12 protein-coding genes, 3 tRNA genes and 2 rRNA genes are annotated in these 11,277 nt (G+C 37.5%); 2 read left to right on the top strand and 15 right to left on the bottom strand.

Features of this window, described 5'->3' with window-relative positions; all coding sequences use genetic code 11:
* Position 1: 1 nt before the first annotated feature.
* The 8 genes from cydB to BHU72_RS12415 all read right to left on the bottom strand — a co-directional run bounded on the left by cydB (position 2) and on the right by BHU72_RS12415 (position 6,833).
* Positions 2 to 1,018: a cytochrome d ubiquinol oxidase subunit II gene (gene cydB / locus BHU72_RS12450; protein WP_069702959.1), complete on the bottom strand. Its 1,017-nt coding sequence runs from the start codon at positions 1,016 to 1,018 to the stop codon at positions 2 to 4.
* Entirely contained in the window at positions 1,018 to 2,382 is a 1,365-nt protein-coding gene (locus tag BHU72_RS12445; protein WP_069702958.1) for a cytochrome ubiquinol oxidase subunit I, read from the bottom strand. Before BHU72_RS12445 ends, cydB begins: the two co-directional genes overlap by 1 nt.
* 34 nt (positions 2,383 to 2,416) lie before the next feature.
* The gene (locus BHU72_RS12440) at positions 2,417 to 2,875 is read right to left on the bottom strand and encodes an RrF2 family transcriptional regulator (protein ID WP_069702957.1); all 459 of its coding nucleotides are present in this window, start codon (positions 2,873 to 2,875) and stop codon (positions 2,417 to 2,419) included.
* 504 nt (positions 2,876 to 3,379) lie between these two features.
* A complete protein-coding gene (locus BHU72_RS12435; RefSeq protein WP_069702956.1) occupies positions 3,380 to 3,748 on the bottom strand; it encodes a DUF2680 domain-containing protein in 369 nt (122 codons plus the stop codon).
* An 87-nt stretch (positions 3,749 to 3,835) separates the two neighbouring features.
* Entirely contained in the window at positions 3,836 to 4,072 is a 237-nt protein-coding gene (locus BHU72_RS12430; RefSeq protein WP_245671904.1) for an SHOCT domain-containing protein, read from the bottom strand.
* Complete coding sequence (locus tag BHU72_RS12425) at positions 4,069 to 4,755, bottom strand: response regulator transcription factor (RefSeq protein ID WP_069702955.1); 687 nt, start codon at positions 4,753 to 4,755, stop codon at positions 4,069 to 4,071. The genes BHU72_RS12430 and BHU72_RS12425 overlap by 4 nt, the downstream gene beginning before the upstream one ends.
* On the bottom strand, positions 4,733 to 6,130 hold the full coding sequence (locus tag BHU72_RS12420; protein WP_083248462.1) for a sensor histidine kinase: 1,398 nt from the start codon (positions 6,128 to 6,130) through the stop codon (positions 4,733 to 4,735). The genes BHU72_RS12425 and BHU72_RS12420 overlap by 23 nt, the downstream gene beginning before the upstream one ends.
* A 148-nt stretch (positions 6,131 to 6,278) precedes the next feature.
* Entirely contained in the window at positions 6,279 to 6,833 is a 555-nt protein-coding gene (locus tag BHU72_RS12415) for a GDSL-type esterase/lipase family protein (protein ID WP_069702954.1), read from the bottom strand.
* A 157-nt stretch (positions 6,834 to 6,990) separates the two neighbouring features.
* On the opposite strand from BHU72_RS12415, the gene BHU72_RS12410 reads away from it, so the two are divergent.
* Positions 6,991 to 7,503, top strand: a complete 513-nt coding sequence (locus tag BHU72_RS12410) for a superoxide dismutase family protein (RefSeq protein WP_069702953.1) — start codon at positions 6,991 to 6,993, stop codon at positions 7,501 to 7,503.
* Between the two features lie 161 nt (positions 7,504 to 7,664).
* A complete protein-coding gene (locus BHU72_RS12405) occupies positions 7,665 to 8,450 on the top strand; it encodes an ATP-binding protein (protein ID WP_069702952.1) in 786 nt (261 codons plus the stop codon).
* A 111-nt stretch (positions 8,451 to 8,561) separates the two neighbouring features.
* Here BHU72_RS12405 and BHU72_RS12400 read toward each other — a convergent pair whose 3' ends face one another.
* The 7 genes from BHU72_RS12400 to BHU72_RS12370 form a co-directional block, all read right to left on the bottom strand.
* A complete protein-coding gene (locus BHU72_RS12400; protein WP_069702951.1) occupies positions 8,562 to 9,893 on the bottom strand; it encodes a multiheme c-type cytochrome in 1,332 nt (443 codons plus the stop codon).
* Positions 9,894 to 10,080: 187 nt separating this feature from the next.
* Entirely contained in the window at positions 10,081 to 10,293 is a 213-nt protein-coding gene (locus BHU72_RS12395; RefSeq protein ID WP_069702950.1) for a PLDc N-terminal domain-containing protein, read from the bottom strand.
* A 203-nt stretch (positions 10,294 to 10,496) separates the two neighbouring features.
* A tRNA-Ile gene (locus tag BHU72_RS12390) sits at positions 10,497 to 10,573 on the bottom strand.
* A 110-nt stretch (positions 10,574 to 10,683) separates the two neighbouring features.
* A tRNA-Glu gene (locus tag BHU72_RS12385) sits at positions 10,684 to 10,758 on the bottom strand.
* Positions 10,759 to 10,762: 4 nt separating this feature from the next.
* Positions 10,763 to 10,838, bottom strand: a tRNA-Met gene (locus tag BHU72_RS12380).
* A gap of 50 nt (positions 10,839 to 10,888) precedes the next feature.
* Positions 10,889 to 11,005 (bottom strand): 5S ribosomal RNA (gene rrf, locus BHU72_RS12375).
* An 83-nt stretch (positions 11,006 to 11,088) separates the two neighbouring features.
* A 23S ribosomal RNA gene (locus BHU72_RS12370) occupies positions 11,089 to 11,277 on the bottom strand; the annotation flags it as partial.

The following is an 11,277-nucleotide window of genomic DNA, read 5'->3' as shown; positions in this document are numbered from 1 at the left end:
CTTAGTATCCTTGACGCTCTGGAGTAGCTTTTCCACGGAATACATAGTACACATAGCCAGTGTAAACTAAGACGATAGGTACTCCGATGACTGCGATAATTAACATTACTGTTAATGTAAGTTCAGTTGAAGAAGCATTATAGATAGTCAAGTGTTCTGTGTTTGTAGAAATTACTAAGTTCGGGAATAATCCACCTGCAATTGTGAGAACCTTTGTTGCAATCACTAGGGAACTAGCAATGAATGCTTTACCATATGCTGCAGCCTTTAGGAAGAATGGAATAGACGCCATACATACTAGTGTTAAAATTGGAAGAGCATACAATACAGGCATTGCACTATAGTTTGTGAACATATGCGGAGCAAATAGATAAGTTGCCACTCCACCTAGAATCCAAGCTACCAATAATGACCAGCAGAATGTATTAGCAAAACCAACGGCACGTTTCTGTAAAGCACCTTCTGTTTTAATTGCAGTGTAAGTTGAACCTTGTAGTAAGAATCCAAGTAACCCTACAATCCCTAAGCATAATGCATACGGATTTAATAATCCGAAGAAATTACCAGCATAGTTCTGTGCTTCATCTAAAGGAATCCCTACTACTACGTTACCTACTGCAACACCGAATAGAAGTGCTGGTAAGAAACTGCCGATAAAGAACATTTTACCCAAAAGACCTTGTATTTGCTTATCATCGTCCGACTTGAAATAATACTCTATTCCAATTGCACGGAAGATTAAGCCAAATAGTACTAGCATCATTGCTAGGTAGAAACCACTGAATACAGTTGCGTAAACGAATGGGAAAGCTGCAAATAACGCTCCACCACCAGTTAATAACCAAACCTCATTACCGTCCCATACTGGACCAATTGAGTTAATTAACGTTTTCTTCTCATCTTCTGTTTTTCCAAGAAGATAGAATAAGCTACCGATTCCTAAATCAAATCCATCAAGAATTGCATATCCAATGATTAAAACACCAACAAGTAAGAACCAAATCGCATTTAAATCCATTATACAGTAACCCCCTTTGCAGGACCTACAGGTGTATCAGATGTAATATCTGTATCCATGTTAAACTTCTTAATTTCTTTCACCATTAAGTACACCATTAAATATCCAAGGAATGTATAAATCCCCATGAATAACACTAGAGAAATTAACACTTCAATTGCTGTTAAATGTGATACACTTTCAGCAGTTGTGATGAGACCGTATACTGTCCAAGGCTGTCTCCCTAGCTCCGTAACAACCCAACCAAATGAGTTTGCGATAATCGGTAATGGTAAGAAATACAATGCATACTTTAACGCAAATTGATTCGTGTATAATGTACCTTTCCTCGCCAAAATTGCTAAGTAGATCATCCATGCAATCATAAACATCCCTATACCGACCATGATTCTAAAGGATAAAAATGTACTTAATACAGGTGGTCTTTCTTCTGCAGGTATATCCTTTAGTCCAGTAACTGGTTGACTTGCATCTAAGTAAGTTAAGAAACTTAGCATTCCAGGAATTCCGATTTCAAATTTGTTTGTCTCGTTTGCGTAATCAGGGATTGCGAATAGTAAAAGTGGCGCATTTTCTCTTGTTTCCCAATGTGCTTCATAAGCAGCGAGCTTTGCAGGTTGTAGCTCCGCTACTTGTGTTGCGTGAGAGTGTCCAGAAATGGGTTGTAACAATGCGAATACAAGACCAAATACTACAGCAATTTTCATAGATTCTTTTGCTAACTCTACATTTTTCTTTTTCAATAAGTAGTATGCACTTACAGCCATGATGAAGAACGCAGCTGTAATATATGCTCCTTCAAGAACGTGAGAAAAACGAACTAATGTAGATGGGTTAAATACTGCATCAAAAAAGCTTGTCATTTCTGCACGATTCAACTCTTCATTAATTTTGTATCCTGCAGGAGTTTGTTGCCAAGAGTTCGCAGCTAGAATCCAGAACGCCGAAAGGTTCGTTCCGAATGCTACCATTAGTGCTGCAAAAAATCTCATGCCTCTTGAAATCTTATCTCTACCAAATACAAGTAACCCTATAAAAGTAGATTCTAAGAAGAAAGCAAATACTCCTTCAGCAGCAAGTGGCGCACCGAAAATATCACCTACATAACGTGAATATGCTGCCCAGTTTGTTCCAAATTGGAATTCCATTGTAATACCTGTCGCAACACCTATTGCAAAGTTTACTAGGAACAATTTTGTCCAGAAGCGGGACATTTTATCATATAAAGGGCTATTAGTTCTCCAATACTTGTATTCCATATAAGCGATTAAAACAGCTAAACCTAAAGTTAGTGGTATAAAAAAGTAGTGAACGATTGCAGTGAATGTAAATTGCAGTCTAGATAGTAATAATACATCTAACACGAAAAAACACCTCCTAAATTTTTAAATAAAAACTTTAACTCACACTGTTACAACAAAAGACTTGATCACCTTCTTTCAAAGTATTTTCTTTCTCAAGAAGAGATTTGAAATCTATATTGCTAAGTCGGGCAGTAATATCCTGCCTTAACTTTGCTAACTCTTGATGCACTACACAATGCTTAGTAAAGCTCTTGTTGCAATGATTTGCCCCTTTAAAGCAAACATTGACACAAATAGGACCTTCAATTGCTTCTACTATATTCAATAACGTAATATCTTCTGGAGCGCGACCTACTGTAAAACCACCATTCGCTCCTCTATAAGATTTTACAATTCCCGTCTTCGTTAGTTTCCTCATGATTTTGAACAAAAATCTTTCTGGTATATTCTCATGTTCACTAATTTGTTGCGCTTCTGTTCGAACCCCGATACCCTGTCTTGATAAGAATAATACGATGCGAAATCCATAATCAGTAGCTTGATTTAATATCACGACAGTGCTCCTCCTTCTTTCTCTGAATCCTGAATCTATCTATACTCAATATCTATACTCTACGTTTTGCACTATTAAACATGATTGATTCTATTTATTATTATTCATTTTTCAGTGTTAATTATGAATTTATTTTGAAAGTATACCAAAGCAGTGATGTTTACGCCTTAAATATATGACAACGACTAATCATTGTCAATCATTTTAAATATACTTTACTAATCCTATTAAACCAATAAAATCAATAAAATCAATAGGTTATTAATTGTTTAATGCTAGATATTTCTTTGCAAATTGTCGCAATCTCTTAAGTATTATGAATAAATCTTGAAAGTACACTTAATTGGTGCTGTTTGATTTAAATATAAATCATCTTGCCTATACTGTCAATACGATTTTGAATTTTTTTTGAAAAAAAAAGACAAATCTTTTGTGAGATCTGTCTTTTTAGAAATTATTAGTATTTAGTTTTAAAAATTAGATTCTATAGGAATTTTTTGTATCCTACAAATTCGTGTTCGATGGAGCTACTTCTGTTTGAACACCGCAACTTCCAGGTCCACCGCATCCACCTGCTACACCAGGACCAGCTTGCCCGCAGCCACCTCTACCCATACCACGACCAAAACCACGCTGAAGCTCACCAGAAGTTTGTGGCGCTGCATCTAAGCGTTGTTTCATTAAATCCGCTTGCTCCTTAGTGATTTGCCCTGCGGCAACATACTGATCTACCAGTTGTTTGCGAAGCTCAATCATTTGCTTTTGAATCGCATCAATCTCTTGTTGTTGTGGAGTAGTTGCTGCAAAAACTCCAGGAACAGCAAAAGCAATAATGACTGCAAGTGCTGCGAAAACAATTAACGACTTTTTCATTAAGACACCTCCTTTGTATTTTTCTTTATACTTTCCTACAATTATAGCTTAACCAACAAATTTGCAGAATCTATGGATAAATTGTTATTATTTTGTGATCAGTTCTTTAAGTTTTAAATATTCTTCTTCGTTAATTTCTCCTTTTACTAAACGAATTTTTAAAATTTCCAAAGAATCTGGTGAAGCTAGGGAGCTATGTTTACCTGAAATAAAGCTTTTCAGCATAAAGATACCAGCTAGAATTAGCAATGCCCAAAATATCATCATTCCTACCATCATCCAAGGGAAGCCATAGACGCCGCCCATATGTCCATATCCCATCATTTCGCAACCTCCTTCTCCCAGCGATAACCTATGCCCCATATTGTTTTTAGATATTCGTCTATAGGAAAGCCCGCTTTTCGAAATTTTTCTCGAATATTCCTTATATGGGAATCAATCGTACGATCTTCCGTATCGGTGTCATACCCCCATATTATGTCCATCAATTGTTCTCTTTTATATACCCGTTTAGGATGTTTCGCTAACAAATGTATCAGATTGAACTCCTTCGCAGTAAGTGGAATCGAAATGCCTTTATACGTAATTTCATGCGATTCTTCATCGATGACAAATGATTCATTAGTAGTTGTTGCCGTAGTCTGGGGAATTGAACGACGTAACACCGCATCTATTCTAGCGATCAGAACATCTTCATCGAATGGCTTAATAATATAATCGTCACTACCTAGCTTGAATCCCTTTACAATATCCTCTTTCGCACTTCTAGCAGTTATCATGATGACAGGAATCTTATATTGCTCTCTAATCACCTGACACAATTCCCACCCGCTAATACCTGGCATCATCACATCTAATAATGCTAAATCATAAGCACTGCGTTTTAACAATTCAAGGGCATCGCCAGCAGTCGATGCAGAATCACAGACATAACGATGGGGGGTTAAATATAGCTTTAGTAATTCTTGCATGCGCTCTTCGTCATCAACGATTAGAACTCTTTTCATGGATTTCACTCTCCAATTCTATGGTAACTGTTGTTCCAATCCCAAGGGTACTAGAAATGTTAATAGTGGCGTGATGAAGATCTACGATTTCTTTAGTAATAGCTAAACCTAGCCCTGTTCCTCCAGTTTCTCGAGCCCGCGATAGATCCACTCGATAGAAACGTTCAAATACATTTGTAATTTGATCATCAGGTATCCCTTGGCCAAAGTCTTGCACGCTAATTATCACTTTTGTATTGACTTGTTTTATTGAGAATATAATTTTTGATTGATTGGGTGAATATTTAATAGCGTTATCTACTACATTCATGATGACTTGGCCAAATCGCAATGGATCTACGTTCACAAATACATCATCTGCAGATTGGAATTCTATCATAATGCCTCTTTCACGAGCAACTAACTCAAATTTCTGCAGAATATTTGCGGATAATGATCCGATATTCACACATTCTTTTTGAATTGTAAGTTGATGTCGGTCAGCCTGCGCTAAATCAAACAAATTCTCCACTAACGTCGTAAGTCGCTTAGATTCTTCGTGGATAATCTTTAAGTATTTCTCTCTTTCTTCCTCACTAATCTTTCTCTGAGCAACATCCGCATACCCTCTTAAATATGTAAGCGGTGTTCGTAGTTCATGGGAAATGCTTGCTAAAAACTCTGATCTTTCGCGTTGTACTTTCTCAAGATTATTAGAAAGAGATTGAATAGAAGAGGCCAGTTCACCCAACTCATCATCCCGATGCATATTTAGTTTCACTTGATAGTTTCCTAATCGTAATTGTTTTGCAGCTTCATTCATCCTTGTTAAGGGAAGCGATATGAATTGCGATAATACATAAATCGTTATTAGGAACAAGAACGCTGTGACAACTGCAACCATCATAAAATATGTCTTAAATTTATCGGCTACAAGGTGTATGTGTTCCATATCTGTAATCATAATAATACATCCTTGAAAGCTATTGTTACTGATCAAGGGAGACAAAAAGACAAAATAAGGTTCCCTCAATAGTATCTCATCTTGATAGTTGTCAGGACAATTCCTCTCAATCATCATCTCATTTGCAATTTCAAGGTGTTCGAACAGTAATTCATTGGAAGAATGAATTAGCTTATGATTGTCATCCATAAGAATCAGTATGTTGCTAGGATGCTTTTCTAGCCTCATGATAAAGTCAATTGTTTCCTGATTATAAGAATCTTCTAACATATCGCGATAATTCTTTGCCCTATCAAAAGCAACTTGTACCTCTTCCTCAATTCTCTGATTATAAAGACCAGAATATAAAAAGAAGAAATGAGCCGATTGAATTAAGATTACGAATATTAGAAAGAGCAGCGTCAGTTTATAAGAGATTCTGATTCTAACCACTCCCTATTTATCTCAGCGGCGTTTACTAATACTCCCACTTCTATAAGTGGGAGATAAGTGCCGCCAAGCTTCGAAATAAGTGCCAACTAAAGTTCAGGTGGAGTTAAATCTCCATCTGAACTAAGTTTTCTTTATCATGTCAATTGTACTATATGGATTTGCAGAATTTTAGCAGAACTACCTCTGCAACCTCCGCCATCTTTTTATGACCAAATAGGTTTGGATGACAGCCATCTTCGTCATACTCTTCACAAATTCTATGAGTGTTAGGACTTGTAATAGCGGAGTAGAAATCAATAGTTGGAATCTCTTGCTTCGCTGCATAAGTTTGAATCCATTGGCGATATAAATCAAGAATTTGTTCTTCTTCGTAATTATCAATTGGTATGGGAATCCCCAAAATCACTACTAAATTAGGATCCGCAGTTTTAAGCATATCTACCATTCTTTTGAATGTTTCTATTACCTCTTCCAATGGAATATGATGAAATGCATCATTTGTACTTCCAAGAATAATCACCATATCAGGGTTATTCAGAAGAGCATCAGGTAGTCGTTTTAACATACCACTCGTTAAGTCCCCATTCACTCCCATGTTAACAAACTCCACATTAAGTTTTTCACAAACAAGATTAAACCAAGAGTCATTTTGTGAATACGGATAACCACCCGTAATGGAATCCCCTAAACCTATGATTTTCATCGAATCAGCTCCAAAAATATTATCTTTTCACTTACCTAATTTTAACTTTAACATATAATATAATGCACCATAAAGAAAACTTAGTTCAGATGGAGTTTTTACTGGAATATTAGTAAACGCCGCTGAGATAAAAAATTACTTGGAGGTTATTCACACCATGTATTCCTATATTTACAACCAACAAAGAGCAGTAGCCTATATTAAAGGGGGGCCCTTAGCACCTAATATCCAAGGAATTGTCTATTTTGACAGTGTTCCTGGCGGTACAGAAATCACAGTAGAAGTGCAAGGTTTACCACCGTTTCAACCAGCTACAAACGACCAAGACCCCATCGGACCACACGGATTTCATATACACGATCATGGAACTTGCGAGATAGGCAATCCAGCAGATCCATTTCAAGCAGCAGGAGGACACTGGAATCCAAGGAACCAACCTCATGGCAATCATGCTGGCGACTTCCCCGTGTTGTTTTCAAACAACGGATATTCCCGCATGAGTTTTTTTAGCAATAAGTTCGAAGTATCCGAAGCAATCGGTAAAGCCGTAATTATCCATCAAAACCCTGATGACTATCGCTCTCAACCTGCAGGCGATGCTGGAAAAAGACTTGCATGTGGAGTAATCCAATGGGAAACATGTAACGTTTGTCCTGTATATCGTTACTAAGACTCATAAAAACTTAATTAAAGGTCCTTTTAGTAATCATATCTAAAAGGACTTTCCTATGTAAAGAAATACATATAATTGTGATATAACTCATATGGCTTTCAGTCGTCCTTATGTATAATAAGTTACATAGAATAAAGAAAAGGAAGGTTGATTCAATAATGTTAAGAAAAATCGTTCATATACATGAAGACTTATGCAATGGTTGTGAATTATGTGTACAGGCTTGTCATGAAGGTGCCATTCAAATGGTCAACGGGAAAGCTAAATTATTACATGACCGCTATTGTGATGGCTTAGGAGATTGTTTACCAGCCTGTCCTACGAACGCAATTGAAATTATCGAAAGAGAAGCAGTTGATTATGATGAATCAGCTGTTGTCGAATTATTAACTTCTCTAGGGAGAGAAATTCCTGAAGCTATGCTAGAGAATCATAACAAACATCAGGCACAAAGCACTTCTCATGCACAACCTGCTGCTCCTAGCTTTGGCGGTTGTCCGGGAATGCAAGCGAAAAAGCTGGCTAATACTACGAGTGACAATAGTGCTACTCATGCAACAGATACAAAACAAAGACCATCTGAATTACGTCAGTGGCCGATTCAAATTAAGTTAATCAATCCTGCTGCGGATTATTTAGTCAATGCACATCTACTAGTAGCAGCTGACTGTGTAGCTTTTGCTTACGGCGATTTCCATAAAGACTTTATGAAAGACAAAGTCACTATGATTGGCTGTCCTAAACTAGATGACAATCAGTTTTACACAGAAAAGTTCACCCATATGTTCTCTACCGGCTCCATCCAAAGTGTCACCGTCGTACGAATGGAAGTCCCGTGCTGTGGTGGTATCGTAGGTGCAGTACAACAAGCGTTACAGCAATCAGGTAAGAATATTCCGTATCATGAAGCAATCATTAGTGTCGATGGACAACTCAGAAGATAAATTCCCCATAATTACCTTAACTGTAAATGCCACTAAACTAAACAATACAATAAAAATACAGCCAAACCCAACGTTGGCTGTATTTTTATTAGCATATGTTTTCATTTGTTACTATTGGATTGTAATATTTGCTTTTGCCATTTCTATACTATCTATATGCGGTGCATCTTCTCCCATAACTCGTACCATATTGTCTTGAGAGAATGAACGATACATTAAACGAACCTGTGCATTGAAGTTATTTCCTTCTACTGGGATTTGATATACTTCCGAATCTGTCCCCTTAGGAGGAATCGTACGATTGTAACCAATACCTTCTGCTAACCAGCTTTTACTTGTTAAATTACCACTGGCATCTTTAAAGACTTTACGATAGAAGACAGCATCAGGATCAATAAAGTTATTATCATCGGGATGTCCTGAGCGATACACAATCTGGCCTTTATTATCTGAGAGTGTAACCTCCAACCACATTTTCCGAATGTAAGAGACTCCAGTAGGAATATTGTGTCCCGCACCAACATTCGTAACGTTTACAGTAAGTTCAATACCTTTATCATTTCTAGTAGCGTCTAAATCCACGGTAGCTGCAGCTTTTAACCGTTCACTTGCCATTTGCGCATGCTGGTCGCTCCCTTGTTGCATGAACGAGTATGTACTGCCACCTTCGAAATAGTGGGTAGCTACATGTTCCCGATTTGGCCCCATTATAGCAGCTTTTCCAGGATTTTTGGCTACACCAGGAGTTGGTGTCATATGACAATCCTGACAAACAATACCGTCTGCAGCATAGCTACTAGCCTGCCATTCATCAAAAGTCGTTATTACGCCGACATTTGTTGTTGGATGATCCACATTATGACAAGCACCACAAAACTCTGCCGAGCGATATAACTGCGAACCTTGAATTTGATGATAACCAGATTGTCCATCACCATTAGGGCCTAACTTCGTATTGCCTGGCTCTGATACACTGTTCATATTATGGGTAGCTAAAACATCTGAAATGGTATGGCAAAAATCACAAGAAACACCCTTGTGTGAAACTTCATCAAATTTACTTGCATCGGCTGGCGGTAATAGTCCTGTTCTAGCAGCTATTGGCGCATGACAAGCCCCGCAGAAGAATTCAGTACCACCATTTGTCTCTGAGTTTCCTTGCTGATAGTCATGCTGATAAAAATTACTTGTCCAAGCATAAGCGTGCATAGAACCTTCCCAAGCTTTATATATGTCACCATGACATGTTTTACATACCGTAGGATCTTCAAAAGACCCTGGATCAAATACCACTGTTGGTTCCACCGCTTCATCGTTCGCTGGAGGTTGTTGGGCATCTCTTTTAAAAATACCACAGCCTATTAATGTAGTAAAAACAAGTAATATAATACAAAGCTGTAATATCCTAATCAATTGTTGACGTTTATTAAGTGTGTTGAACATTAATAGATCACATCCTTTTTCTAATTTTGAAGCACAATCAAATTTTATCAAATACAAAATAGTAGTATGACTTTGACATGTAATCATATACATCCAATAGTTATCCAATAGTTATTACCTTTTGCTTAGTATAGACAATATAGAAAAAACCAATACCTGGATTAGGTATTGGTTACGAGAATTTACTCTAGTCGTTCCGAATTATAAAATAAATAATCAATCCAATAATCGGAAAAACTATTGTAGCTACTAAAACAATTAACGAGTATTCATTACTCTTCCCTTTTCTTTTCGCATCTCTATAAGCCCATATACTAGTCGCAATATTTAAGATAAATAGTCCAATAACAATCATAAATATAAATAGCGCGCCTACTAAAGAAATACCTATTAGCTCCATTTTATAAAATCTCCTTATATTATACTTGATACTCTACTAGTCATCGGTTGACATCATTATAGTATACGTAAAACACATGTATAATGTTTCATTTCCAATAATTTGTTAACAGTATATCTAGTAAGTATGTATTTTTATTTTATTTTATTTTATTTGTAGATTACACTAATAAAAAAAACTTGCCTCTTATGAGCAAGTTTTTTTGGTGGGACTAAGTGGACTTGAACCACCGACCTCACGCTTATCAGGCGTGCGCTCTAACCAGCTGAGCTATAGACCCATTAAATATAAAGTAATTTATAGCTAATTAGTAGAATGAATCTATTAAACTATTATAATCTACTCTATTATTTTTATAGAGGCTAGACTATTAGTCTAACCTCTATCATTTGGTGACCCGTAGGGGAATCGAACCCCTGTTACCGCCGTGAAAGGGCGGTGTCTTAACCGCTTGACCAACGGGCCTTTATGGTTGCGGGGACAGGACTCGAACCTGTGACCTTCGGGTTATGAGCCCGACGAGCTACCAACTGCTCCACCCCGCGTCATTGCAGTGACTCTACACTATAAGCACAGTGTCACTGTAATATTGTATGCCTGGCAACGTCCTACTCTCCCAAGGACCTACGTCCTAAGTACCATTGGCGCTGGAGGGCTTAACGATCGTGTTCGGTATGGGAACGGGTGTGTCCCCTCCGCTATCGCCACCAGACATTCAACTACACGTTAAAACCAACTATCGACATCGAAACTTTGCTTTGTTCTTTTTGTGTGTGCGTTTTTGGGTTAACCCTTTTGGTTAAGCCCTCGACCGATTAGTATCTGTCCGCTTAACATATCACTATGCTTACACTCCAGACCTATCTACCTCGTCATCTCCAAGGGGTCTTACTAGCTTATGCTATGGGAAATCTTATCTTGAGGGGGGCTTTGCGCTTAGATGCTTTCAGCGCTTATCCCTTCCAAACTTGGCTACCCAGCTAT

Origin of the sequence: Desulfuribacillus stibiiarsenatis (genome assembly GCF_001742305.1) — a bacterium.
Lineage (GTDB): Bacteria > Bacillota > Bacilli > Desulfuribacillales > Desulfuribacillaceae > Desulfuribacillus_A > Desulfuribacillus_A stibiiarsenatis.
This window is presented reverse-complemented; position numbering and strand designations above follow the sequence as displayed.